General features: G+C 73.4%; 28 protein-coding genes. 15 read left to right on the top strand and 13 right to left on the bottom strand.

Annotated features, from left to right (window positions below):
• Window positions 1-114 precede the first annotated feature (114 nt).
• Entirely contained in the window at window positions 115-960 is an 846-nt protein-coding gene (locus tag ACL02O_RS12160; protein ID WP_412818128.1) for a hypothetical protein, read from the top strand.
• A gap of 14 nt (window positions 961-974) precedes the next feature.
• Here ACL02O_RS12160 and ACL02O_RS12155 read toward each other — a convergent pair whose 3' ends face one another.
• The 3 genes from ACL02O_RS12155 to ACL02O_RS12145 form a co-directional block, all read right to left on the bottom strand.
• Window positions 975-3,029 carry an amylo-alpha-1,6-glucosidase gene (locus ACL02O_RS12155; protein WP_412818127.1) on the bottom strand — a complete coding sequence of 685 codons (2,055 nt, stop codon included), beginning with the start codon at window positions 3,027-3,029 and terminating at the stop codon, window positions 975-977.
• Window positions 3,026-3,409, bottom strand: a complete 384-nt coding sequence (locus ACL02O_RS12150; RefSeq protein WP_412818126.1) for an SCP2 sterol-binding domain-containing protein — start codon at window positions 3,407-3,409, stop codon at window positions 3,026-3,028. Before ACL02O_RS12150 ends, ACL02O_RS12155 begins: the two co-directional genes overlap by 4 nt.
• Window positions 3,410-3,494: 85 nt before the next feature.
• Window positions 3,495-3,869 carry a DsrE family protein gene (locus ACL02O_RS12145; protein WP_412818125.1) on the bottom strand — a complete coding sequence of 125 codons (375 nt, stop codon included), beginning with the start codon at window positions 3,867-3,869 and terminating at the stop codon, window positions 3,495-3,497.
• Between the two features lie 12 nt (window positions 3,870-3,881).
• Here ACL02O_RS12145 and mtfM point away from each other — a divergent pair, with 12 nt between their 5' ends.
• Together mtfM and ACL02O_RS12135 are read left to right on the top strand one after the other, a co-directional pair.
• Window positions 3,882-3,986 carry a small membrane protein MtfM gene (gene mtfM / locus ACL02O_RS12140; protein WP_046570768.1) on the top strand — a complete coding sequence of 35 codons (105 nt, stop codon included), beginning with the start codon at window positions 3,882-3,884 and terminating at the stop codon, window positions 3,984-3,986.
• The gene (locus ACL02O_RS12135) at window positions 3,980-4,570 is read left to right on the top strand and encodes a heme-binding beta-barrel domain-containing protein (RefSeq protein ID WP_412818124.1); all 591 of its coding nucleotides are present in this window, start codon (window positions 3,980-3,982) and stop codon (window positions 4,568-4,570) included. The genes mtfM and ACL02O_RS12135 overlap by 7 nt, the downstream gene beginning before the upstream one ends.
• A gap of 52 nt (window positions 4,571-4,622) precedes the next feature.
• On the opposite strand, the gene ACL02O_RS12130 is transcribed toward ACL02O_RS12135, so the two are convergent.
• Window positions 4,623-5,471 (bottom strand): aminotransferase class IV, encoded by an 849-nt coding sequence (locus tag ACL02O_RS12130; protein WP_412818123.1) that lies wholly within the window; start codon window positions 5,469-5,471, stop codon window positions 4,623-4,625.
• 69 nt (window positions 5,472-5,540) lie between these two features.
• On the opposite strand from ACL02O_RS12130, the gene ACL02O_RS12125 reads away from it, so the two are divergent.
• From ACL02O_RS12125 to ACL02O_RS12110, 4 genes are all read left to right on the top strand, one after another.
• Window positions 5,541-5,969, top strand: a complete 429-nt coding sequence (locus ACL02O_RS12125; RefSeq protein ID WP_412818122.1) for a Fur family transcriptional regulator — start codon at window positions 5,541-5,543, stop codon at window positions 5,967-5,969.
• Window positions 5,966-7,078, top strand: a complete 1,113-nt coding sequence (gene ygfZ / locus ACL02O_RS12120) for a CAF17-like 4Fe-4S cluster assembly/insertion protein YgfZ (protein WP_412818121.1) — start codon at window positions 5,966-5,968, stop codon at window positions 7,076-7,078. The genes ACL02O_RS12125 and ygfZ overlap by 4 nt, the downstream gene beginning before the upstream one ends.
• A 117-nt stretch (window positions 7,079-7,195) precedes the next feature.
• Window positions 7,196-8,023: a beta-keto acid cleavage family enzyme gene (locus ACL02O_RS12115; protein WP_412818120.1), complete on the top strand. Its 828-nt coding sequence runs from the start codon at window positions 7,196-7,198 to the stop codon at window positions 8,021-8,023.
• A gap of 94 nt (window positions 8,024-8,117) precedes the next feature.
• A complete protein-coding gene (locus ACL02O_RS12110) occupies window positions 8,118-9,077 on the top strand; it encodes an asparaginase (protein WP_412818119.1) in 960 nt (319 codons plus the stop codon).
• Between the two features lie 119 nt (window positions 9,078-9,196).
• Here the strand turns inward: ACL02O_RS12110 and ACL02O_RS12105 are convergent, their stop codons facing one another.
• A complete protein-coding gene (locus ACL02O_RS12105) occupies window positions 9,197-9,994 on the bottom strand; it encodes an alpha/beta fold hydrolase (protein WP_412818118.1) in 798 nt (265 codons plus the stop codon).
• Window positions 9,995-10,105: 111 nt separating this feature from the next.
• On the opposite strand from ACL02O_RS12105, the gene ACL02O_RS12100 reads away from it, so the two are divergent.
• The 5 genes from ACL02O_RS12100 to ACL02O_RS12080 all read left to right on the top strand — a co-directional run bounded on the left by ACL02O_RS12100 (window position 10,106) and on the right by ACL02O_RS12080 (window position 13,405).
• The gene (locus ACL02O_RS12100) at window positions 10,106-10,717 is read left to right on the top strand and encodes a helix-turn-helix domain-containing protein (RefSeq protein ID WP_412818117.1); all 612 of its coding nucleotides are present in this window, start codon (window positions 10,106-10,108) and stop codon (window positions 10,715-10,717) included.
• Window positions 10,714-11,376 carry a hypothetical protein gene (locus ACL02O_RS12095; protein WP_412818116.1) on the top strand — a complete coding sequence of 221 codons (663 nt, stop codon included), beginning with the start codon at window positions 10,714-10,716 and terminating at the stop codon, window positions 11,374-11,376. The genes ACL02O_RS12100 and ACL02O_RS12095 overlap by 4 nt, the downstream gene beginning before the upstream one ends.
• Window positions 11,377-11,448: 72 nt before the next feature.
• A complete protein-coding gene (locus ACL02O_RS12090) occupies window positions 11,449-11,772 on the top strand; it encodes a DUF2516 family protein (protein WP_412818115.1) in 324 nt (107 codons plus the stop codon).
• Window positions 11,769-12,656, top strand: a complete 888-nt coding sequence (locus ACL02O_RS12085) for an alpha/beta fold hydrolase (RefSeq protein ID WP_412818114.1) — start codon at window positions 11,769-11,771, stop codon at window positions 12,654-12,656. Before ACL02O_RS12090 ends, ACL02O_RS12085 begins: the two co-directional genes overlap by 4 nt.
• Before the next feature lie 11 nt (window positions 12,657-12,667).
• Entirely contained in the window at window positions 12,668-13,405 is a 738-nt protein-coding gene (locus ACL02O_RS12080; protein WP_412818113.1) for an alanyl-tRNA editing protein, read from the top strand.
• 69 nt (window positions 13,406-13,474) lie between these two features.
• Here ACL02O_RS12080 and ACL02O_RS12075 read toward each other — a convergent pair whose 3' ends face one another.
• Entirely contained in the window at window positions 13,475-14,146 is a 672-nt protein-coding gene (locus ACL02O_RS12075; RefSeq protein WP_412818112.1) for a nucleotidyltransferase domain-containing protein, read from the bottom strand.
• A gap of 77 nt (window positions 14,147-14,223) precedes the next feature.
• On the opposite strand from ACL02O_RS12075, the gene ACL02O_RS12070 reads away from it, so the two are divergent.
• Window positions 14,224-15,138, top strand: a complete 915-nt coding sequence (locus ACL02O_RS12070) for an SDR family oxidoreductase (protein ID WP_412818111.1) — start codon at window positions 14,224-14,226, stop codon at window positions 15,136-15,138.
• Here ACL02O_RS12070 and ACL02O_RS12065 read toward each other — a convergent pair.
• Complete coding sequence (locus ACL02O_RS12065) at window positions 15,129-16,148, bottom strand: helix-turn-helix transcriptional regulator (protein ID WP_412818110.1); 1,020 nt, start codon at window positions 16,146-16,148, stop codon at window positions 15,129-15,131. The two genes, ACL02O_RS12070 and ACL02O_RS12065, sit on opposite strands and share 10 nt — an antisense overlap.
• Before the next feature lie 198 nt (window positions 16,149-16,346).
• Here ACL02O_RS12065 and ACL02O_RS12060 point away from each other — a divergent pair, with 198 nt between their 5' ends.
• Together ACL02O_RS12060 and ACL02O_RS12055 are read left to right on the top strand one after the other, a co-directional pair.
• Window positions 16,347-17,114 carry an EI24 domain-containing protein gene (locus ACL02O_RS12060; RefSeq protein WP_412818174.1) on the top strand — a complete coding sequence of 256 codons (768 nt, stop codon included), beginning with the start codon at window positions 16,347-16,349 and terminating at the stop codon, window positions 17,112-17,114.
• Between the two features lies 1 nt (window position 17,115).
• Entirely contained in the window at window positions 17,116-17,631 is a 516-nt protein-coding gene (locus ACL02O_RS12055) for an O-acetyl-ADP-ribose deacetylase (protein ID WP_412818109.1), read from the top strand.
• A gap of 20 nt (window positions 17,632-17,651) precedes the next feature.
• Here the strand turns inward: ACL02O_RS12055 and ACL02O_RS12050 are convergent, their stop codons facing one another.
• The 6 genes from ACL02O_RS12050 to ACL02O_RS12025 all read right to left on the bottom strand — a co-directional run bounded on the left by ACL02O_RS12050 (window position 17,652) and on the right by ACL02O_RS12025 (window position 23,863).
• On the bottom strand, window positions 17,652-18,557 hold the full coding sequence (locus ACL02O_RS12050; protein ID WP_412818108.1) for a GNAT family N-acetyltransferase: 906 nt from the start codon (window positions 18,555-18,557) through the stop codon (window positions 17,652-17,654).
• Window positions 18,554-19,438 (bottom strand): GNAT family N-acetyltransferase, encoded by an 885-nt coding sequence (locus ACL02O_RS12045; RefSeq protein WP_412818107.1) that lies wholly within the window; start codon window positions 19,436-19,438, stop codon window positions 18,554-18,556. The genes ACL02O_RS12050 and ACL02O_RS12045 overlap by 4 nt, the downstream gene beginning before the upstream one ends.
• Window positions 19,439-19,522: 84 nt before the next feature.
• Window positions 19,523-20,530: a LacI family DNA-binding transcriptional regulator gene (locus tag ACL02O_RS12040; RefSeq protein WP_412818106.1), complete on the bottom strand. Its 1,008-nt coding sequence runs from the start codon at window positions 20,528-20,530 to the stop codon at window positions 19,523-19,525.
• A 19-nt stretch (window positions 20,531-20,549) separates the two neighbouring features.
• Window positions 20,550-21,917, bottom strand: coding sequence for a GH1 family beta-glucosidase (locus tag ACL02O_RS12035; protein ID WP_412818173.1), 1,368 nt, complete (start codon window positions 21,915-21,917; stop codon window positions 20,550-20,552).
• Between the two features lie 126 nt (window positions 21,918-22,043).
• Window positions 22,044-22,877 carry a carbohydrate ABC transporter permease gene (locus ACL02O_RS12030; RefSeq protein ID WP_412818105.1) on the bottom strand — a complete coding sequence of 278 codons (834 nt, stop codon included), beginning with the start codon at window positions 22,875-22,877 and terminating at the stop codon, window positions 22,044-22,046.
• A complete protein-coding gene (locus ACL02O_RS12025) occupies window positions 22,874-23,863 on the bottom strand; it encodes a carbohydrate ABC transporter permease (RefSeq protein WP_412818104.1) in 990 nt (329 codons plus the stop codon). Before ACL02O_RS12025 ends, ACL02O_RS12030 begins: the two co-directional genes overlap by 4 nt.
• Window positions 23,864-23,884 lie beyond the last annotated feature (21 nt).

Below are 23,884 nucleotides of genomic sequence, written 5' to 3'. Positions count from 1 at the left end.
TTCACGGAAAGCGTGGCCTCCCGAGCCGCGGAGGCCACGCTTTCCGTGAATCAGGCCCGCCGTCCGGGGGTGCGGGGTGGTGGGTGGGGGGTGGGGGCGTGACACGATGACCGGGTGAGTGGTGCCGTCCAGGCGGGGTACGCCCCGCCCACCCGTCCCGAGCCGCCCGCGCCCGGCCGGCGCTGGCTGCGCTGGCTGGTCCCCGCGACGGTGGCGTGGGCGCTGCTGCTCGCCGGGCTGACCTGGTGGTCCGTCCGGCACGATCCGCCCACGGTCAAGGAGCAGCGCACCCTCGGTCAGGCGGTGCCGGTGGTGGACCGGGCGGTGGGCCGGCTGGTGGCCGCGCTCGGCGACGACGCCTGGAAGCTGACCCCGGCCCGGGTCGCGCAGGGCTGCCGGGTCACCCCGCTGGATGACGGGGCCGCCTTGACCCGGGGGGTGGACGTGCCGGTGCCCGCCGGGAGCGAGCACGCGCTGCTGGACCGGGTGGCGCGGCGACTGCCAGCCACCTGGCAGGCCGGGGTGGCCACCGAGGTCGGCCGTCCCCGGCTGCGGGCCGACGCGGGGGAGTTCGTCGCGGTCGACGGGCGGGTGGTGGCCGACGGCCTGGTCCGTTTCTCCGCCGCCACCGGCTGCCGCCCGGTCGACAACCCGTACGCGGACCTGCTGCCGGCGCATGATGTCGGTCCGGAACTCACCGCGGCGCTGCGGGCGCTGGGCCGGCCGTCCCCGGACGTGCCGGAGTGGGTCGAGGCCCCCTGCCCGAGCGGTGGGCTCGCCCGGACGGTCAGCGTAAACGCCGGTGCCGTGCCCGCCTCGCTGGCCGCGCTCCGGCCGCTCGGCAGCGTCATGATCGACCGCCCCGGGACGTACGCCTACCGCAGTGGGTCCACGGTCGTGCTGGCCGACACCGCCGGTGACCAGCTCCGCCTGGCCGCCTCCACCGGCTGCGCCGGCTGACCCACGCCGCCGGTTCAGTCCCCGTGCTGATGGTCGTGCGGGTTGCGGCTGCGCCCGAGGGCGTCGACCCGACCCCACCGGCCGGGGATGTCGAGCAACTCCACCCGGCCCATCCCGTGCGGCAGCACGGGGTCGATGATCAGGTGCTCGCCCTGCGGCTCCAGGCCGAGCATCACCCGCAGCAGCAGCAGTGGCGTGCCCGCGGACCAGGCCTGCGGGCTGCACGCGGTCGGGTACTGCACGGGGTAGTCGGTGAGATTCCGTTCGTATCCCGCGAACGCCTCCGGCAGCCGCCCCTGAAAGTAGCGGGAGGCGCTGAGCATCGCCTCGCAGATCCGGCCGGCCTCCTCCCGGAAGCCGTACTTCCACAGGCCCCAGGCGATGAACGAGTTGTCGAACGGCCAGACCGTGCCGACGTGGTAGCCGATCGGGTTGTAGCGCCCCTGGTCGTCGCCGAGGGTCCGCACGCCCCAGCCGGAGAAGAGCCGCGGCCCGAGAAGTTGCCCGGCGACCGCCGCCGCCCGTGAATCGTCCACGATGCCGCTCCACAGCAGGTGGCCGATGTTCGACGAGAGCGCGTCCACCTGCCGCCCCTCCGGGTCCAGGGCCAGCGCGTAGTACTCCCGGTCCGCGATCCAGAAGTCCCGGTTGAACCGTTCCTTCAGCGCCGCCGCCTCGCGTTCCAGCCGGTCGGCGTACGCGGGGTCGTTCCAGAACGTCCGGGCCAGCCGCGCGCCGCGCAGCTTGGCGTCGTACGCGTACCCCTGCAGCTCGCAGGTGGCTCGGGGGAACGCGGGGAGCCGGCCGTCGGAGTAGGAGATCGAGTCCCAGGAGTCCTTCCAGCACTGGTTCTGCAGGCCGGTCTCGGGATTCCGGGTCATGTACCAGACGTAGCCGTTGCCGAGCAGGTCCCCGTACGTGTCGAGCCAGGCCAGCGTCGCCCGGGTCTCGTGCTCCAGCATCCGGACCAGCTTCGAGTCCCCGGTCCACCGCTCGTACTCGTCGAGCAGGATGACGAAGAGCGCGGTCGAGTCCGCCGAGCCGTAGTACGGGGAGTGCGGCTGCTCCCCGAAGCCGGCGGTCTCGCCGTAGCGCAGCTCGTGCAGGATCTTGCCGGGCTCCTCGTCCCGGAAGTCGTCCAACCGGCTGCCCTGGAGACCGGCCAGCATGAGGATGGTCGGTGGCACCAGCTCGGGCAGGAAGGGCAGCACCTGGAGCGAGGTGAAGATGCTGTCCCGCCCGAACAGGGTCATGAACCAGGGTAGGCCGGCGGCGAGCAGGCGCACGCCGAGCGCGATGGACTCGTACCGCAGGGCGGCCAGGTCGTTGAGGCTGCGCCGGTACGCCCCGGCCAGCGGCTCGCAGTCGCAGCCGAGCTTCGGGGCCCGCGCGATCAGCTCGTTCTGCTCGGCGCGGATGGTCGCGACCGAGCGGTTCCCGCCCAACGGCAGGGTGGCCCGGATGTCCTCGCCCCGGGCGCCAAAGATGATCGTGGCGATGTGCAGCCGGGTGGTCCACTCGCCGTGCGGACCGACCCGGACCCGGAAGGTCATGCCGCTTCCGTCGATGTCGGCGGGCGCGGTCGTGCTGATCACGGCCTCCCGGTGGAAGCCCTCCCGTCGATAGGTGAGCCGGAGCTCGTTCTCCCCGACGGTGGGCGTGGTCCGGCCCTTCTTCCGCCGGTCGTGCTTGATCTCGAACAGGTCGGCGAAGTCGGAGCCGATGTCGAGGCGCAGGGTGAGCTCGACGTCCTGCTCCGCGTGGTTCAGCAGGGTCAGTTCCTCGTCGAAGCTACCGCCGATGGATCGGCTGCGGATCACCGAGACCTTGGCGTCCAGGTAGTGCGTCGGCTCGCCCGGGACCATGAAGAACCGCGTCCGGTACGACTGGGCGTCGTCGATGGAGAGGGCGTGCAGCTTCTCCCCGTTGAGGGTGAGGACCCAGGTGGAGATGAACCGGGTGTCGAAGGAGAAGAGCCCGGTGGGGAAGTCGAAGGACGGCTCGATGTTGCCGCGGCGGTCGCTGACCAGGAAGGTGTTGCCGTCCAGGATGCTGACCTGCTCCCTCATCCCAACCGTCCGACGTGCTCACGGGCGGTCTCCCGGGGATCCCGGGTGCCGGGCGGGTCGGGGAAGAAGCGGCGGAAAACCAGGAACAGCAAGACGTTACCGCTGAACGTGGCCTCGTTGCGCAGCACCGCCGCCATGCCGGCCGCGCGACCGGTGACCAGCTCCTCGAACAGTTTCACGCTGATCGTGAAGGTGGCGTCGGCCGGCCGCTGCGGCGCCCGGCTCGCCCGGGCCGTACCGGGCGCCATTTCCACGTACCAGTGCTCGGAGCGGTTGCCTTCGGTCAGGTCGATCTGGAGCGTGCCGCTGGTCGGGCCGCGCAGCACCGCCGGGGCACGCGCCGGCAGTGACGCGAAGAACTGCTCGATCGCCTCGCCCACAACCAAATCGTAGGCAGCAGTCGGAAATGTCGGGTCAATATCGGCGCTCCGCCTGGAACGAACATTTCGGCCCGGCCGGGTGACCTCAGTAGACCAGCGCCTGCGCCCCCTCGGCCATCGCCTCCTCGACGAAGACCGCCGCGCCGGCGATCCGTACGCCGGGGATGACGTCGCCCTGGCCGATGTCCCGGCGGGCCGCGCACTGGGTGCAGGCGGTCACCCTGCCGGTGGCCAGGATCACGTGCAGCAGCTCGGCCAGCGGGGCGGAGTGCGGCAGTTCGAAGTCCTGCGCCCGCCCGGGCAGCGCGAACCAGGTCGACTCCCCGGTCAGCCAGAGCGACACGTCGACTCCGGCGGCGGCCGCGGTGGCGGCGACGGTGAAGGCCTGCGCGCAACGCTCGGGGGCGTCCACGCCGGCGGTGGCCTTGACGACGAGAGTGCGGGCCATGCCGCCCAGCATAGGATGGTCGGGATGGTTACCGAGATCGGGTTCGTCAGCCTGCTGGTCGCCGGCCTGGGTGCGCTCGCCGGTGGCCTGGTGTACCTCGCTGTTCGCATCTCGAGAGGAAAATGGTGAGCGAGAATCCGCTGCAGCCGCCGTGGCTGAACGCGCCGCCGGTCGACCCGTACCCGTACGAGGAGAGCCACGACCTGCGCGTCGGCCCGAAACTGCACCGGAGCCTGGACGGCCTGCTGCCGTACATCGGGGTGTGGCGCGGGCGGGGCCGGGGCGGGTTCCCCACCATCGAGGACTTCGACTTCGCGCAGGAGATCCGGATCAGCCACGACGGCCGGCCCTTCCTGTTCTACGAGTCCCGCGCCTGGATCCTCGACGAGGAGAGTCGCCCGGTCCGGCCGGCCGGTCGCGAGGTGGGCTGGTGGCGTCCGGTGCTGGACGGCGACCGGGTCACCGACGAGATCGAGGCCCTGATGAGCGTGCCGACCGGCGTGATGGAGCTGCACATCGGCAAGCGCAAGGGCACTCAGATCGAGTTCGCCACCGACGCGGTGGTCCGGACCGCCACCGCCAAGGAGGTCACCGCGGGTGCCCGCCTGTTCGGCATCGTCGAGGGGGCCCTGCTCTACGCCCAGGAGATGGCCGCCATGGGCCACGCCCTCAGCCCCCACCTCTCCGCCCGTCTCGTCCGGGTGGCCGGCTGACCCGACCCGCCTCCCCGTGATCGGTCGGCGCGGCTTCGGCGCCGGAGGCGGGTCAGGTGGCCGGAAAGCCGAGCAGGGTCAGGAGGGCGGGGGTGCGCGGTGAGCTCGGCAGCAGGGTGTTGTCGAGCGTTCGGACCTCCGCCAGGCCGCGCAGGGACGAAGTGAGCCAGATGCCGTCCGCCGCCAGCAGCTCCGCCGGGGTGACCAGCCGTTCCTCGGCCCGCAGGCCCAGCTCGGCCGCATGGTCGAGCAGCCGGCGGGCGGTCACCCCGGGCAGTACCCCGGTGGCCGCCGCCGGCACCGTGCCCAGCGTGGTGCCGCTCAGCCAGACCACGTTCGCGCTCGGCCCCTCCAGCACGTACCCGTCGGTGGAGACCCAGAGCACGTCGTCCACGCCGGCGCGGGCCGCCCAGCGGCGGGCTGCGGTGCTCACCGCGTACGAGGTGGATTTCACGCCGACCGGCAGCCAGCCCAGCTCGGGGCGGGACCGGGCGGCGACCCCGAGCGGCAGGGTGGCCACCGTCACCCCGTCCCGCCGGGCCCGCGGGGCCGCCGCCGGCACCTCGCCCAGCGTGGCGTAGACGGTCGGCGGTCCGCCGCCCTCGGGGCCTCGGGTGCAGACCAGCCGCAGCGCCCCCTCCACCTCGGGCGGCCAGCCGGCGCGGACCGCGTCGAGCAGGTCCACCAGCGCCTCGGCGGGCGGCAGGTCCAGCTCGACCGCCGCCGCGCCGGCCCGCAGCCGGGCCAGATGCTCGTCGCGTAGCCACGGCTTCCCGCCACGCAGGTGCATGGTCTCGAAGAGGCCGTCCCCGTGCAGCACGCCCCGGTCGTCGGCGCGCAGCACCGCCTCCCCGGCCGGTACGACGCCCCGGCCCAGCACGGCCACCCGCGATGCCACCACGACCGCCGAGCGTAGTGGCGTGACACCGCGGCGACCGGTCCGGCGCGGCGGCCGAACTATGATCGGAGCGTGTCCGAATCCTTCCTCGCGGAACTGCTCCGCTCCCGTGGGCTGCGGCTGACGGCGCAGCGGCAGCTGGTCCTCCAGGCGGTCATGGAGCTGGGGCACGCCACACCGGAGCAGGTGCACACGGCGGTCCGTGAGGTGGCCGCCGGGGTCAACATCACCACCATCTACCGGACGTTGGAACTGCTGGAACGGCTCGGCCTGGTGACCCACACCCACCTGTCGCACGGCTCGCCGACCTACCACGCGGCGGGCGAGCACCAGCACGTCCACCTGGTCTGTCGGGAGTGCGGCGCGATCGACGAGATCGAGCCCGAGCTGCTCCGCCCGCTCGCCGACCGGTTGGCCGCGCAGCGGGGGTTCCAGGTCGACATCGGGCACGTGGCGCTCTTCGGCGTCTGCGGGCAGTGTGAGAACGGGGGACGGAAATGATCGACATCGCGGGTGCGGTGACCGCCGAGGCGATCGACGAGGAGACCCGGGACCAGCCCGAGCCGGCCCATCGGGCGGCCGGGGTCGGCCCGGTCGCCGCCCACTACGGCGACCCGATGCGCGAGCAGCGCATCCTCGCCACCGGTGTCGGGCTGGTGGATCGCTCGCACCGGGGTGTGGTGGCGGTGCCGGGCGAGGAGCGGATCGGCTGGTTGCACACCCTGACCAGTCAGCACCTCGCGGCGCTGAGCCCTTGGCAGGGCACCGAGCTGCTGGTCCTCTCCCCGCAGGGGCACGTCGAGCAGCACGCCCTGGTCGTCGACGACGGCGTGACCACCTGGCTGGACACCGAGCCCGGGGCGGCCACCGGGCTGCTGTCGTACCTGGAGAAGATGCGCTTCTTCAGCAGGGTCGAGCCGCGTGACGCCACCGCCGACCACGCCCTGCTCTCGCTGGTCGGGCCGGAGGCCACCGGGGCGCTCGAAACCCTCAAGGTCACCGGGCTGGCCGCGCCCGACGTGGTCGCGGTGCCGGGTCCGAAGTTCCGCTCCGGCGAGCTGCCGTCCCGGCCCACCGTGGTGTACGACGTGAAGCCGCTGCCGGTTGGCGGGTGGGCCCGGCGGGTGGCGCTCGGCGTGGACCTGCTGGTGCCCCGGGAGGCGATGGCCCAGGTGGTGGCCGAGTTGCGCGGCGCCGGCGTGCCGGTGGCCGGGCTGTGGGCGTACGAGGCGGTCCGGGTGGCTGCCCGGCAGGCCCGGGCCGGAGTGGACACCGACCACCGGACCATCCCCGCCGAGGTGGACCTGATCGCCCCGGCCGTGCACCTCGACAAGGGCTGCTACCGGGGGCAGGAGACGGTGGCCCGGGTGCACAACCTGGGCAGGCCGCCGCGGCGTCTGGTCCTGCTGCACCTGGACGGGGTGACCAGCGACCAGCCGCCGCCCGCCGGCACGCCGGTGACCCTGGACGGCCGGTCGGTCGGCTTCGTGGGGACGGCGGTGCACCACTACGAGCTGGGCCAGATCGCCCTCGCCGTGATCAAGCGCAACGTCGCCGACGACGCCCGACTGCTGGTGGGGGAGACGGTCGCCGCCATCGATACTGCGTAAGGGATGCCGCCCCGAAGGCCCTACGGCGGAAAATCTCCTGTCAGTCGAGGTTCTCTCATGGAATCCTGCGGGTCCGGGCGGTCGACCGGAGGGGAGTCGGCAGTCTAGGATCCCGGCATGACGACAGGGACGTTGATCACGGTTGCCCCGACCGGCGCAGAGTCGGCGAAGGCGGAGGTGCCGGCGCTGCCGGTGACCCTCGACGAGCTGCTGCTGACCGCCAAGGAGTGCGAGGCGCTCGGCGCCGCCGTGATCCACGTCCACATCCGGGACGACGAGGCGAAGCCGACCCTCGACCAGGGCCGGCTGCGGGAGACCGTGGCCGCGCTGCGGGAGAGCACCGACCTGATCGTGCAGCTCTCCTCCGGGGGCGCGGTGACCGACCCGGAGGCCGACCGGCTGGCCGTGCTGGACGCCGGGCCGGACATGGCCTCCTGCACCATGGGCACGGTCAACTTCGGCGACGACGTGTTCCTGAACCGCTGGGAGTTCATCGTCGACCTGCACACCCGGATGCAGGAGAAGGGTGTCGTCCCGGAGTACGAGATCTTCGACCTCGGCCACCTCACCGCCCTGCAGCGCCTGCTCGGCAAGTACGGCCTGCCGCACGGCGGGCACGTGCACGTCGACTTCGTGATGGGCGTGCCGGGCGGCATGCCGGGCACCACCGCCACCCTGGTCGCCGCCCAGCAGATGCTGCGCGACCTGCCGGAGGGCACCACCTTCTCGGCCACCGGGATCGGCCGCAGCACGATCCCGGTGCTGCTGGCCTCGCTGTCGGCCGGCGGGCACCTGCGGGTCGGCATGGAGGACACGGTCACCTACGCCAAGGGGCGGCCGGTCGAGTCCAACATGCAGCTGGTCGCCCGCGCGGTCGGCTTCGCCCAGCTCGCCCAGCGCCCGCCGCTGACCACCACCGAGGCCCGGTCGCTGCTCGGCCTGTAAGCGACGCACCGCCCGGCACCCCTGTACGGCGCCGGCCGACGTCGCTGGTCACCCGAGTGCCGGGCCCGTCGGGCCCGTCGGTACCGTCCACTGCGTGGGAAAGACGTACGAGGGCGGCGTGCCGCTCGCCGAGGTGGTCCGGTCCGGGTTCGTGGAGGGCCTGCACCGGGGTTCCGTGGTGGTGCTCGACGCCGCCGGCGCGCTGGCGGCCGGGGCGGGGGACGTCACCTCGCCGATCTTCCCCCGGTCGTCCAGCAAGCCCATGCAGGCGATCGGCATGCTCCGGTCCGGGCTGCCGCTGACCGACCCGGCGGACGTGGCGCTGGTCGCGGCCAGCCATGCGGGCGAGGAGTTCCACGTGGAGCGGGTCGCCGGGCTGCTCAGCCGCGCGGGGCTCGACGAGGAGGCCCTGCACTGTCCACCGGAGCTGCCGGTCGGTGACGCGGCCCGGGAGGCGGTGCTGCGCTCCGGCGGCGGGGCGCGGCGGATCCAGATGAACTGCTCGGGCAAGCACACCGGGATGCTGTTGACCTGCCTGGCCGCCGGCTGGCCGCTGGACGGCTACTGGCGGCCCGGGCACCCGCTCCAGCAGCGGCTGACCGCCGTGATCGAGGAGTTCACCGGGGAGCCGGCGGCGGCTGTCGGGGTGGACGGCTGCGGCGCGCCGGTGCTCGCCGTGTCACTGACCGGGCTGGCGCGGGCGTATCTTCGGCTGGTCTCCGCCGAGCCGGGCACCGTCGAGCGGACGGTGGCGGACGCGATGCGGGCGTTCCCGGAGCTGGTGGGCGGTACCCAGGCCGACGACACCCGGCTGATGCGGGGCGTACCCGGGCTGCTGGCGAAGATCGGCGCGGAGGGTGTGATCGCGGCGGCGGTCCCGGGGGTGGGCGCGGTCGCCCTCAAGATCGATGACGGTGCCGGGCGGGCCCGGATGCCGGTGCTGGTCGCGGCGCTGCGCCGGCTCGGCGTCGAGGCGCCGGTGCTGGCGGAGTACGCCGAAGTTCCGCTGCTCGGCGGCGGCCTCCCGGTCGGTGCGGTCCGCCCGGTCTGGTAGCCCGGGCGCCACCGCGACGGGCACCGAGCCCGGCATGATCCACACCGGCTGCGGCAGGTTGTGGCATCCCCGGCCGGGGTCGGCCCGGCCTCCCGCGACCCGAGCGGATCAGAGCGCGGTCAGGAGAGGAAGTCGAGCAGGGCCGCGTTGACCGGTTCCGGCCTCTCCAGCGGCAGCAGGTGGCCGGCGTCCGGGACGTCGGGCATGCGGACGCCGTGCGGGGCCTCGGCGGCGATCCGGTCGGCCAGCCGACGGATGTCCGCGAGGTCGTCGGCACCGGCTCCCGCCAGCACCGGCATGCGCAGCTCGCCCAGCCGGTTGATCGCCGGCGGGTCGAGCTCGCCGACCTCGACGGCGCTGAGCGCCAGCTCGGCGGCGAGTGCCCGGCGGTCCATCTCCTCGGCGAACCGGATCAGCTCCGGGTCGACGTTCCCCGGCGTGCGGGTCGGTCCGACCACCCAGAACCGGACCTCGCCGGCGGCGGAGGCGGCGAAGTCCTCCGGGTCCACCTCGCCGACCAGCTCCTCCCAGAGCCGCTCGGTCTCCTCGGACCACTCGTTCCCGGAGACCGGGGCGCCGAAGAGAGCCAGCGCGGAGATCCGCTCCGGGTACGCCAGCGCGGTGTCCACCGCGACCCGGCCGCCGAACGAGCAGCCGACCAGGGCGGCCCGGTCGAGGCCCAGCGCGTCGAGCAGCCCGACCAGGTCGTCGTGGTGCGCGAACGGGGCGGGCGGCAGCTCGGAGTCCCCGTAGCCGCGCAGGTCGGGGACGATCACCCGGTGCCGGGCCGCGAGCGCGGACACCTGGCCCCGCCACATCCGGCGGTCCGCGATGCCGGCGTGCACCAGCACCACCGGGCTGCCGCTACCGGCCTCGTCGTACGCGAGCTGGGCACCGTTTACTTCGATCTTGGCCACGGGGGCACGGTACGGACCGGGCACCGGGTGCGCAACAGGCATTTGGTGACGTCGCTAACTCTGGCTAGCACTTTGCTTGCAGGAGCTAGCACTGCGAGCTAGCGTTGAGTCATGGCCACCGGTAAAGACCTTCCCGACGTCGGCGGGTTCATTCGTGACCTGCGGCGCAACGCGAAGATTTCGCTACGCCAGCTCGCCGAGCAGGCGGGCGTCAGCAACCCGTACCTCAGCCAGATCGAGCGCGGGCTGCGCAAGCCGAGCGCCGAGGTGCTCCAGCAACTCGCCAGCGCCCTGCGCGTCTCCACCCCGGCGATGTACCTGCGGGCCGGGCTGCTCGACGACAAGGAGGGGCAGGGTGTGCTCGCGGCGATCGCGGTCGACCCCGAGCTGACCATGGCCCAGCGGCAGTCGCTCACCCAGATCTACGAGACCTTCCGCCGGGAGAACGCCCGGCTCGCCGAGGCGACCGCCGCGGCGCAGGCGACCACCGAGCCGCCGGCCACCGCGACGGAGCCGAGGAGCGCGCCGCAGGCCCCGGCGACCGCCACCCCGGCCGCGACCGGCCCCACGACGCCGGAGGGTAGCCCGACCGAGGCGGTCCTCGAGTCGGTCGCCGTCACCGAGGCGGGTGCCGCTCCCGCCCCGACCACCGCCGTCCCCGAGAAGAAGACCGCCCGCCGGGCGGTCCGCAAGGCCGCAGGCGCGGCCGAGGAGGAGAAGTGATGACCCAGCCGAAGACCAACCGCATTCCGGCCCCGATCTACGCCGCCGCCGGCGCCGGCGAGCTCGCTTTCCAGCAGCTGCGCAAGCTCCCGACGGCGGTCGGCGACCTCGGCAACCGGGTCGTCGCCGAGTTCGGTGGCAAGGCCGTCGTCACCGGCGTCGAGCTTCGCCAGAAGGCGACCGAGACGCTGAAGACCGCCAACCGGACCGCGACCGGGCTGCGGGAGAAGGGCGTCCCGTCCGACCTCGACCTGGACAAGCTCCGCGAGGCCGCGACCCGCAACGCCGCCGCCGTGATGGCGAGCGCCCAGGCCGCGCAGGGGCGGGCCCTGGCCGGTGCCCAGGCGGCGCAGGCCCGCGCCCTGGCCACCTACGCCGAGCTGGTCGCGCGTGGTGAGCGGGTCGTCGGGGTCGGCGTGCTGGAGGCCGTCGACACGGTGAACGCCGACATCGAGGCGACCGAGATCCCGCCGGCCGCCAAGCCGGCCGAGGCGCCGTCCCCGGCCGAGGTGGCCGAGGCCGTGGAGAGCAAGCCGGCTGCCGTGAAGCGGACCCGGGCCACCAAGGCCACCGCCGCCAAGGCCGCGGCCGCGAAGCCCGCCACCCCGTCGGCCAAGCTGCCGAAGGCCACGAAGCGGACCCGCCCCACCGCCGAGTGAGTCGATCCTGGACCGAGACCCCGGACAGCGTCCTGTCGGACGTTTCCGGGGTCTCGGCATAAGCTTGCCGACATGGCCATTGCCGCGCCGATCTTCGCGTTCGAAATCCGCTACGTGATCGAGTTGATCCTGCTCGTCTTCGCCCTGGTCATCGAGGGAGTGGCGTTGGTGCACGCGATCACCCAGCGCTCCGACGCGTTCCCTGCGATCGGCACCCTGCCCAAGGGCGCCTGGATCGCGATCCTGGCGGTCTGCATGCTGCTGACGCTGCCGTTCTTCGGGTTCGGCGGGGCGCTGAGCATCTTCGGCCTGGTCGGCATCGCGGCGGCCCTGATCTACCTGCTGGACGTCCGGGTCGGGCTGCGTGACCTGCACGACGGCCGGGGCTTCTGGTGAGGAGCTTCCGCTGGCCGCCGCCGCCGGACGGCGGCCCCCGCACCTGGGGGCCCGGTCCCGGGGCACCCCGCACCGGCCGGCCGGCCCTGCCCGAACCGGAGACCGAGCTGGTCGCCACCCCGCACGGTGTACGGCTCGAACGCCTGGTCACCGGCGTCGGTGAGCCGGTGACGGTGTTCGCGCACGGGCTGGGCAACGGTATCGCCACCACCCGGCCGTTCGGCAGCGCGGTAACCGGGCGGAAGGTCTTCTTCCAGTTCCGCGGGCACGGTCGCTCCGATTCGCCGCCCGGCCCGTGGAGCTATCTGGACCTGGCCCGTGACCTGCGGTCGATCGCCGACCTGGACGGTGCCACCCGGGCCTTCGGGGCCAGCCTCGGCGCGGGCGCGCTCTGCCGGCTGCTCGCCGAGAGCCCGGAACGCTTCGAGAAGCTGGTCTTCTTCCTTCCCGCCGTGCTGGACACCCCGCGTGGCGAGGTGGCCCGGGCCCGGCTGACCGACCTGCTGGACGCGGTGGGCGACGGGGACGCGTCGGCGCTGGCCGACGTGGTGTCGCTGGAGCTGCCGCCGTCGGTCCGCAACACCCCGGCCGGCTGGGCTTACCTGCGGCAACGGCTGGATCAGCTGCTCCGCGACGGACTCGCGCCGGGGCTGGCCAGCCTGCCGGAGCAGGCACCGCTGCGCGACGCCGGCGCGCTCGGCGCGGTCACCGCGCCGGCGCTGGTCATCGCCTGCGCCGGCGACGACCTGCACCCGGTGGGGGTCGCCGAGCAGTTGGCCGCCGCGCTCCCGCACGCCACCCTGCACGTGTACGACCGGCCGGGCGTGCTCTGGACGGAACGCGCCGACCTGCGGGAGCGGATCTCGACGTTCCTCAACGGGTAACGTCGCTGTCCATGGGCGTCACACACCACGGCCGTACGCACCGCCTCGATCTCGCCGACCCCACCCTGCGGGAGTGGGCGTGCACGGTGCTGGCGGCCGATCCCGAGCAGGGCATCGTGCTGGACCGGTCGGCCTTCTACCCGGGTGGCGGCGGACAACCGCCGGACCACGGGGTACTGCTCTGGCAGGGGTCGCAGACCCGGATCGTGGGCACCCGCAAGGGCGACGACCTGTGGCTCATCCCGGCCGAGGGTGACCCGGTGCCGCCGGTCGGCACCGCCGTCACCGGCGCGGTCGAGGATGGCCGGCGGACCATGCTGATGCGTACCCACTCCGGACTGCACGTGCTCTGTGGAGTGGTCTTCCGCGACTTCGGCGCGCTGGTCACCGGCGGCAACATGGAGCCCGGCGAGGCCCGGATGGACTTTAACCTTCCCGAAGTGCCGCCGGACTTCAAGAGCCGGATCGAGGAACTGGTCAACGCCGAGGTGGCCGCCGACCGGTCGGTCGCCGTCCGGGTGCTGCCCCGGACCGATGCGCTGGCCCTGCCGGACATCATCCGTACCCAGTCCAACCTGATCCCGCCGGACGAACAGGAGGTCCGGATCGTGGACATCGTCGGGCTGGACGTGCAGGCCGACGGGGGCACCCACGTCGCCTCCACCGCCCAGATCGGCAAGGTCCAGGTGGTCAAGGTGGAGAGCAAGGGCCGGGCCAACCGCCGGGTCCGCGTCCGCCTGGTCGACTGAGCGCATCGGACGGCGTGCACACCACCCTGGCCGAACCGGAGGCCAACCGGTTCGACGTGCGGTGACCGGTCAGTCCGGCAGGTGCGCGGCGCGGACGGCGAGCAGCCAGCGCTCCACGGTCTCCTCGTCCGGCCGGTCCGGCAGTGGCGTGCGGATCCGGCCGAAGTCCCGCTCGGCCGCCGCGACCAGCGCCTCGGCCTCGTCGAGCGCGCCGCCCGCGACCCGCTCGCCGAACGCCCGGAACCACTGCGGGTCGGCCAGCCGGATCTCCAGCACCCCGGTGGCGTAGAGCAGGCGCCCCTGGTGCAGCAGCCGGGCCAGATGCCGGGCGTGCTTCGCCGAACGCCGCCGCCCACCCACCGAGGAGTCGCGGGCGGTCAGCTTGCGGAACTGCTGGCCGGCGTAGCCGAGGTAGGCGTCCCGGACCCGGGGCGCGCTGAGGAAGGCGGAGCGGAGGGCGACCAGCCGCTCGCCGAGCTCCGTACGGGTCTCGTAGCAGTCGTCGGGGAGCCACATCAGCTCGGTGGCGGTGGGGTTGCCGCTCAACGCCAGGCGGCAGTACTTGCCGGCCTCGTGGAACGTCACGTCCGGGTTGGTGGTGACCACCGACTCGCGGGGCGGGTGCAGGCCGTGGAAGGCGACCGTGGGCGCGGCGAAGACCCCGATCCGGTCCACGTCCGAACCGGGGCCGGCCAGGCCGTAGGCGACCGAGCCGACGATCCCGGAGAGCAGCAGGTGCATGCCGGCCATGATGGCTGATCCGGATCAGCCGCAAAACCGGACTTCGGCTGTCAGGTATCGGTGCCACGGTGGGTGGCATGACGAAACCGCTGACAGGGAAGATCGCGCTCGTCGCCGGCGCGACCCGGGGCGCCGGCCGGCAGATCGCCGTCCAGCTCGGCGCCGCCGGGGCCACCGTCTACGCCACCGGCCGGACCACCCGCGAGCACCGCTCGGAGATGGACCGGCCGGAGACCATCGAGGAGACCGCCGAGCTGGTCACCGCGGCCGGCGGCACCGGCATCGGCCTCGCCGTCGACCACCTCGACCCCGACCAGGTACGCCGCCTGGTCGAGCGGATCGACGCCGAGCAGGGCCGGCTGGACGTGCTGGTGAACGACATCTGGGGCGCCGACCCGCTGATCACCTGGGAGAAACCGGTCTGGGCGCAGCCCCTCGACGCCGGGTTCCGCACCCTCCGGCTGGCCGTCGACACCCACATCATCACCAGCCACTTCGCGCTGCCGCTGCTGATCCGCAACCCGGGCGGCCTGGTCGTGGAGATCGGCGACGGCACCAAGGACTACAACGACGACACGTACCGGCTCTCGGTCTTCTACGACCTGGCCAAGGTGTCGGTGAACCGGCTCGCCTTCACCCAGGCGCACGAGCTGGAGCCGTACGGGAGCACGGCGGTCGCGCTCACCCCCGGCTGGCTGCGCTCGGAGGCGATGCTGGAGCACTTCGGGGTCACCGAGGCCAACTGGCGCGACGGGGCGGTGAAGGAGCCGCACTTCGTCATGTCGGAGACGCCGGCCTTCGTCGGCCGCGCGGTGGCCGCCCTGGCCGCCGACCCGGACCGGGCCCGCTGGAACGGCGAGTCCCTCGACAGCGGCGGCCTCGCGCAGGTGTACGGCTTCACTGACCTCGACGGCACCCGCCCGGACTGGGGGCGTTACCACGCGGAGGTGGTCAAGCCCGGCAAACCCGCGGACGACACCGGCTACCGCTGACCGGCCCCCGGCGTCGGGTCGCCCGGGACGGCTCCCGGCACGTCGGCGTAGCGGGCGGCGGAGCGGCGGGCCGCCTCGGCGAAGCGCGCCCGCAGCTCCGGCGGATCCAGCACCTCGACCTCCGGACCGAGCCGCAACAGCACGTCGTACGCCACCGGGACGGACTCGACGGGCAGCCGGGTCACCACCCACCCCTGCCCGTCGGGTTCGCCCGCCCCGGCCACCGCCTCCTCGTACGCGAAGGGGGCCTCCGCCACGTGCCGCAGCGTACGCAGGCCGGTGGGGCTCAACCGGACGCGGACCTCGGCGCGCAGCATGCCGCGCAGGAACGCCTCCGCCTGCTCCCGCCAGTACGCCCCCAGGTCGAAGCCCTCCTCCCGGTCGAAGGTGTCCTCGCCCGCCGCGACCCCGATTACCCGGTCCACCCGGTAGGTCCGCCACCCGTCGCCGACCCGGCCGACCATGTACCAGACGCCGCTCTTCAGCACCAGCCCGTACGGCTCGACCGTCCGGATCACCTCCCGCTCGCCGCGCCGGTAGCGCAGCTCGACCACCCGGTCCCGCCAGACCGCGCGGGCCAGCACGGCCAACCACGGGGGCGGGGTGGACTCCCGGAACCAGCCCGGCACGTCCAGGTGGAACCGCTGCCCGGTCCGGGCCGGCGCGTCCCGCAGGCTCGGCGGCAGCGCGGCGAGCACCTTCAGCTCGGCGGCGGCCACCGCGTCGGCCAGCCCCATGTCGCCGGCCGGCCCGGGCAGCCCGGCCAGGAAGAGCGCCTCCGCCTCGTCGCGGGTCAGCCCGGTGAGCCGGGTCCGGTAGCCGCCGAGCAGGCGGTAGCCGCCGGACCGGCCCCGGTCGGCGTACACCGGCACCCCGGCCGCGGAGAGCGCCAGCACGTCCCGGTAGACGGTGCGCTCGGAGACCTCCAGCTCCCGGGCCAGCTCGGCCGCGGTCATCGTCTCCCGCGACTGGAGCAGCAGGACCAACGAGATCAGCCGGGACGCACGCACCCGCCCATTGTGTAGGGAAGGGTCCCCGGTCGGCGCCTCCCGTGGCGGACAGGACCCGCCTGCCCCACGGACCGGCGCGGGCGGCGCGCCGACACTAGGCTGCGGGCCGTGGACGTACCCCGCCCCGCCGCGCCGGTGACCGGCGCCGCCTCCCGCCTCGTCGCGCCGGCCACCGGCGCCGCCTCCCGCCTCGTCGCGCTGGCCACCGGCGCCGCCACCCGTTTCCTCGCTGGTGCCGGACTGCTGCTACGCGGCCTCGCCCTCTACGTCCGCAGCCCCGGGCTGATGCTGCTCGGGATCGTGCCGGCGCTGCTCTCCGGGGCGCTCTTCGTGGCCGCCTTCGCCACCCTGCTGTACTTCGTGGACGACCTGGCCGCGCTGGTCACCCCGTTCGCCGACGACTGGTCGGGGACGTGGCGGGGGCTGATCCGGGTGTTCGCCGGGCTGGCCGTCGTGGGCCTGGCCGCGCTGCTCGGGGTGCTCACCTTCACCGCGGTCACGCTGGCCATCGGCGACCCGTTCTACGAGAAGATCTCCGAGCGGGTCGAGGACCGGCTGGGCGGCACCCCCGGCGCTGTCGAGGTGCCGTTCTGGGCCTCGCTACGGCACAGCATCGCCGACTCGCTGCGGCTGGTGGCGATCTCCGTGCTGGTCGGCGTACCCCTCTTCGCGGCCGGCTTCATCCCGGTGGTCGGCCAGACGGTCGTCCCGGTGGTCGGCGCGCTGGTGGGTGGCTGGTTCCTCGCCCTGGAACTGGTCGGCGCGCCCTTCTACCGGCGCGGCCTGCGGCTGCCGGACCGCCGTTCGTTGCTCAGGGCGGACCGGCCGACCGCGCTGGGCTTCGGGGTGGCCGTCTTCGTCTGCTTCCTGATCCCGCTCGGCGCGGTGCTGGTCATGCCGGCCGCCGTCGCCGGGGCCACCCTGCTGGCCCGCCGGTCGCTCGGCCAGTCCGTCGAGGAGGGGTGACATGGAGACCGTCCTGATCGAGGGAGACATCACCGCGCAGCCGGTCGACGTGATCGTCAACGCCGCGAACTCCTCGCTGCTCGGCGGCGGCGGGGTGGACGGCGCGATCCACCGCAAGGGAGGCCCGGCGATCCTCGAAGCGTGCCGGGCGCTGCGCGCCTCCCGGTACGGCCGGGGCCTGCCGACCGGGCAGGCCGTCGCCACCACCGCCGGCAACCTGCCGGCCCGCTGGGTGGTGCACACCGCCGGCCCGGTCTACTCCGCGAGGGAGGACCGGTCGGCGCTGCTGCGCGACTGCTACGCCAACAGCCTGCGGGTCGCCGACGAGCTGGGCGCGGCGCGGGTCGCCTTTCCGCTGATCTCCGCCGGAATCTACGGCTGGCCGGTCGACGACGCCGTGCGCCAGGCGCTGGCCGTGCTGCACGCCGCCGCCCCGGCGCAGGTCACCGAGGCCCGGCTGGTGCTGTTCGGCGCGGACACGTACGCCGTCGCCACGCGGGTCGCCGCTGCCGGCTGACCCCGCCCGTCCGGCCGAGCTCAGCCGAGTTCGCGGAGGCAGGACCACTGGGTGGCCACCGGCCGGTAGCCGAGCCGGGCGTTGACCGCCAGCATCGGCGCGTTCGCCCCGTCGTTGGAGGTGTACGCGACGCGGGCCCCGCCGAGCGCGGCCCGGTGCAGCGCGGCCCGCTTGACCAGCCCGGCCAGGCCGCGACCCCGGTGCCTCGGCACCGTGCCGGTGAACGCCGACCACATCCGGTCGCCGTCCCGCTTGACCAGGCTGACCGCGGCCAGCTCGCCGTCCACCTCGGCCACCGTGCTGGCCTCCCGGTCCAGCCCCGCGTTGTCCCAGACCTCGTGGTGCCAGATGTCGTAGCCCATGGCGTCCGTCGGAACATCGCCCGGTTCGTCCAGCGACGCCTCGGCGTCCACCCGGTGGATGCGGCGCGGGTCCACCCCGGCGGCCGGAAGCAGCCGTACGCCCGGCGCCGGCCCGGGCATCGGCGGGGTGGGCCGCAGGTCGAGCGCGGAGTAGCGCAGCTCCCGGCTGGGCGTGAAGCCGTGCCGGCGGGCGAACGGCAGGGACCCGGGCTGGGACCAGGTGAGCACCCGCCGGGCGCCGATGACGCGCAGCCGGTCGAGCGCGGCCTCCAGGAGCGCGGTGCCGGTTCCCCGGAGCCGGTACGCCGGGTGCACGTGCAGGGTGGAGATCTCTCCCACGTCCGGCTCCGAGGTCTGGCTGTTCCGGTACGCCGACACCCAGCCGACCACCCGTCCGTTCACCTCGGCCACCCAGGCGGTCCAGTCCTCCCCGGGCGGCGGATGGGCGATCATCCGCCGGGTCGACTCGACCCCGCGCACCAGGTACGGATGGACGACCGTGCGCAGCGCCACGACACCGGGCGCGTCCTCGGGGCGGGCGGGTCGGATCGCAGCCTCGGTCACCGGTCGCCCCCGGCGCGCAGGCACGACCACTGGGTGGCCACCGGCCGGTAGCAGAGCCGGGTGTTGACCGCCAGCATCGGGGCGTTCGCCTCGTCGTTCGAGGTGTACGCCGCGGTCGCGCCGGCCGCCCGGGCCCGGTGCAGCGCCGCCAGCTTGGCCAGTCGGGCCAGCCCCCGTCCCCGGTGGGTGGGCAGCGTCGCGGTCATGTCCGACCAGACCCGGTGCCCGTCCCGCAGCAGCTCGGCCAGGGCCACCGGTGCCCCGTCCACCACTGCGGCGGTGCTCGCCGACCGGGCCGCGTCCGGGTTGTCCCAGATGCTCGCCCGCCAGTCGTCGTACGACAGCGGGCTGACCGGGACGTCACCCGGCTCGTCGGCGCTCGCCGCGACGTGCGCGGCGTGCAACGCGGAGAGCTCGAGGGTGTCCATCGGGAGCAGCTCGACGCCGGGCGGAACCGGCGGCATCGGCGGCAGCTCGCGCAGGTCCAGCGCGGCGTAGCGGACCGCTCGGCTGGGGGTGAAGCCGTGCGCCCGGGCGAAATCCAGCGAGCCCTCCAGCGCCCAGGCCCGGATCCGGTCGACCCCGAGCGTGCCGAGATGGTCCAGCGCAGCCGTCAGCAGGGCGGTGCCGAGCCCACGCCCCCGCTGCTCGGGGTGCACGTGCAGCAGCGAGACCTCGCCGGCCGTGCCGGTGGCGTACGCCGACACCCAGCCGACCACCGCGCCGTCGACCTCCGCCACCAGGATGCGGCGGTTGCGGGGGGTGGCGGCGATCGCCTGCCGGGTGCCCTCGACCCCCTGCACGAGGTACGGGTAGACCAGCGCGCGCAACCCCACCACGGCGGTCGCGTCGTCGAGGTGTGCGGGGCGGATCGACGGCACCGGCCGACCCTAGCCCGCCCCCGGGTCCGGCCGCGAGGTGTTTAACCGCGGCCACCGGAGGCGTCAAGCGGCCCCCTGTGCACCTCAGGCCGACTCGCGGACGACCAGTTCGGTCGGCAGCATGAGCGCCAGCTCGACCTGCTCGCCCGCCGCGATCCGGAGCAGCTGCCGGGTCATCGCGCGGCCCAGCTCGACAATCGGTTGCCGGATGGTGGTCAGCGGCGGCTCGGTGTACGCCGCCGTCTCGATGTCGTCGAAGCCGATCACGGCGACGTCCTGCGGCACCCGCCGCCCCGCCTCCCGAAGGGTACGCAGCGCGGCGTGCGCCATCAGGTCGGAGGCGGCGAAGACCGCGTCCAGGTCCGGGTGGGCGGCGAGCAGGTGCCGCATCGCCGCGGCGCCGGACTCCCGGGTGAAGTCGCCGTACGCGACCATCACCGGCAGGCCCGCCGCGGTGACCGTGTTCCGGTAGCCCTCCAGGCGCTCGATGCCGGCGACCATGTCCTGCGGGCCGGCGATGGTGGCGATCCGCCGCCGGCCACCCTCGATCAGGTACCGCACCGCACGGGTGACCCCGCCGACGTGGTCGACGTCCACGTACGGCACCTCGGCGCCGTCCAGCGGCCGACCGCTGCACACCACCGGGATACCCAGCCGGGCCAGCCTGCCGGGGAGCGGGTCCGCGCCGTGCAGCGAGGCGAAGAGCACCCCGTCGACGTGCCGGCCGGTGGTGTACCGCTCGACCCGCTCGTGCCCGGCCGGCGAGCCGGCCAGCATCAGCACCAGCTGCTTGTCCGCCGCCTCCAGCTCCTGGGCCGCCCCGCGGATGATCCCCGGGAAGACCTGGTCGTCGGAGAAGACGCGGGTGGCCGCCTCGGGCATCACCAGCGCGACCGAGTCGGTACGTTGGGTGACCAGGCTGCGGGCGGCGAGGTTCGGGACGTACCCGAGCTCCTCGACCGCCCGGCGGACCGCCTGTTGGATCGACTCCGCGACCGTGGTGGAACCGTTGACCACCCGGGAGACCGTCGCCCGGGACACACCTGCCCGCTTGGCCACCGCCTCCAGGGTCGGCCGTTGTGCCGTCGTCATCCCCGTTACCACCACCTCGTCACAGCCCGTTGCGGGCGATCACCTCCTGGTACCAGCGGGCGCTCTCCTTCGGTGTGCGCCGCTGGGTCAGGTAGTCGACGTGGACGATCCCGAACCGCTTCCGGTAACCCTCGGCCCATTCGAAGTTGTCCAGCAATGACCATACGAGATAACCCCGCAGGTCCACCCCACGGGAGATGGCCTCGTGCGCCGCCCGCAGGTGCCCGTCGAGGTAGCCGACCCGGTCGGTGTCGGCCACCCGGTCCCCGGCGTCCGGCACGCCGTCGGGAAACGCGCCGCCGTTCTCCGTGATGACCATCGGTAGCCCCGGGTAGTCGGCGGCCACCCGCTCCAGCAGCCGGGTGAGGCCGGCCGGCTCGATCATCCAGCCCATGTCGGTCAGCGGCCCGACCGGCGGCAGGAACTCGACGCTGCCCGCAGTGCCCGGGTACGCGCTGCTGCCCGCGCCGTCCGTCCGGCCCGCCACGTAGGTGGGCGAGTAGTAGTTGATCCCGAGCAGGTCGATCGGCGCGGCGATCACCTTTTCGTCCCCGTCCCGGATGAAGTCCGGCTCGACCGTCCGGCGCACGTGGGCCAGCACGTCGTCGGGGTAACCGGCGCCGGTCAGCGGATCCAGGAAGATCCGGTTCTGCAGGCCGTCGACCAGCCGCACCGCGGCGGCGTCCGCCGCGCTGTCGCCGTCCGCCGGCTGCACGTCACCCAGGTTGAGCGTGATCCCCAGGACCTCCGCGCCGGCCGCACGCAGCGCCCGGCTGGCCAGGCCGTGGCCGAGCAGCAGATGGTGTACCGCACGGAACGCCGCCCCGGCGTCCCGGCGGCCGGGCGCGTGCACCCCGTTGCCGTAGCCCAGGTACGCCGAGCACCACGGCTCGTTGAGCGTGGTCCAGGTGCGCACCCGGTCCCCGAGCCGCCGGTAAACGGCGACCGCGTAGTCGGCGAAGTGCTCGGCGGTCTCTCGTGCGGTCCAGCCGCCCTGGTCCTCCAGGGCCTGCGGCAGGTCCCAGTGGTAGAGCGTGACGAACGGGTCGATGCCCCGGCCCAGCAGGGTGTCCACCAGCCGGTCGTAGAAGTCCAGGCCGCGCGGGTTGACCGGACCGGTGCCGTCGGGCCGGATCCGGGGCCAGGCGATCGAGAACCGGTACGCCGCCAGCCCCAGGTCCGCCATCAGCGCCACGTCGTCGGCGTACCGGTGGTAGTGGTCGCAGGCTACGTCGCCGGTGTGTCCCTGGAACACCCTGCCCGGCGTACGGCTGAAGGTGTCCCAGATGGACGGGCCGCGACCGTCCTCCCGGGCGGCGCCCTCGATCTGGTACGCGGCGGTGGCCGCCCCCCAGACGAAGTTCTCGGGGAACCGGAGCTTGCTCACGGTCACGCGGTGCCTTCTTTCGCTCGCGACTGCGGGGCTCGCAGGCCCGGCTCGCTCCTCGCGCTCACGCGGTGCCTTCTTTCGTTCGCGACTGCGGGGCTCGCAGGCCCGGCTCGCTCCTCGCGCTCACGCCTTGACCGCGCCTTCCATGATGCCGCCGATGATCTGGCGGCCGAAGACGACGAACACCAGCAGCAGGGGCAGGGTGGCGATGGCCGTGCCGGTGAACACCTGCGACATGTCCTGGTAGTAGCCGTCGGACAGGGCCCGTAGCGAGAGCTGCACGGTCGGGTTCTCCGGGTCGTTCAGCACCGCGTACGGCCAGAGGAAGTCGTTCCAGGTGGTCATGAAGGTGAGCAGGCCCAGCACCGCGGCGGCCGGGCGCAGCGCCGGCAGGACCACGTTCCAGTAGATCCGCGCGGTGTTGCAGCCGTCCACCCGGGCGGCCTCGATCAGTTCGGTGCTGACGGCCTGGCCGGCGTACTGGCGCATCATGAACACGCCGAAGCCGGTGACCAGCGCCGGCACGATCACGGCGGGCAGCCGGTCGTTCCAGTTCAGCTTGGTCATCAGCAGGTACAGCGGAATCACGCCGAGCTGGGTGGGGACCATCATGGTGGCGACGATGAACAGCAGCAGCGCGTTGCGTCCCCGGAACCGGAGCTTGGCGAAGGCGAACCCGGCCAGCGTCGAGAAGAGGACCACGGAGAAGGTGACCGTGCCGGCCACGATCGCCGAGTTGATCAGACCGGTGAGGAAGTAGGCGTCGGTGTTCTCGAACAGCTCGGCGAGGTTGGCGCCCAGGTTGCCGCCCGGGGTGACCGGGGGCGGGACCTGGCCCATGGCGTCGCTGGTCCGGCTGGCCACCACGAACATCCAGTAGATCGGGAAGATCGACAGGAAGGCCGTGAGGGCCAGCGCCAGGTAGGTGAGCCGGCCGGCGGACCAGAGGCGGGTCATCGGGAGATCTCCTTGCGGTTGCCGCCGCCGAGCCGGCGCAGCAGCAGGACGTTGCCGGCCGCGACCACCGCGATCAGCGCGAACAGCAGCCAGGCGATCGCCGAGCCGTAGCCGAAGTTGTAGTGCGGCGCGAAGGCGTTCTCGAACATGTACATGGTCACCGTCTGCGACTCGCGCAGCGGGCCGCCGCGGATCGCGTTGGTACCGGAGTTGAAGAGTCGGGGCTCGGTGAAGAGCTGGAGGCCACCGATCGTGGAGATGATGACCGCGAAGATGATCGTCGGCTTGAGCAGTGGCACGGTGATGGACCAGAACTGCCGCGATCGGCTCGCACCGTCGATCGAGGCGGATTCGTAGAGGTCGCGCGGGATGGCCTGCATGGCGGCCAGGAAGATCAGCGCGTTGTAGCCGGTCCACCGCCAGTCGACCATGGTCGAGATGGCCACCCAGGAGGCGATCCGGTTCGCCTTCCAGTCGATCGCGTCGATGCCGACGTGGTCGAGCAGCCAGTTGACCATGCCGAACTCGCGGCCGAAGAGCACCCCGAAGACGATGGCCACCGCGGCGGTGGAGGTGACGTTCGGGATCAGCACCGCCATCCGCCAGCTGGTGCGGGCCCGGAGCCGGCGGTTGAGCAGGCTGGCCAGCCAGAGCGCCGCGAGCAGCTGCGGCACGGTGGAGATGACGAAGATGCCGAGGGTGTTGACCACCGAGTGCCAGAAGTCCGGATCGGCCAGGAGCTGGCTGTAGTTGTCGAACCCGACGTACGGGTGCCCGGCGCCGAGCAGGTCCCAGTCGTGCAGCGAGACCCAGAACGTGTACGCCAGCGGGTAGAGCCCGAAGACCCCGAAGATCAGGAAGAACGGGGCGATGTACAGGTAGGGCGAGTACTTCGCGTCGAACCTGCTGAGCCGGGCGCCCCGGCCGAGGCGGGCGATGCGGTGCGCCGGTCTGACCGGCGGACGGGCGTCGAGCTGGACTGCCATGGCCCGTGACTCCTTTCCGCC

It is taken from the genome of Micromonospora mangrovicola, from assembly GCF_047200535.1.
GTDB lineage: Bacteria > Actinomycetota > Actinomycetes > Mycobacteriales > Micromonosporaceae > Micromonospora.
This window is presented reverse-complemented; position numbering and strand designations above follow the sequence as displayed.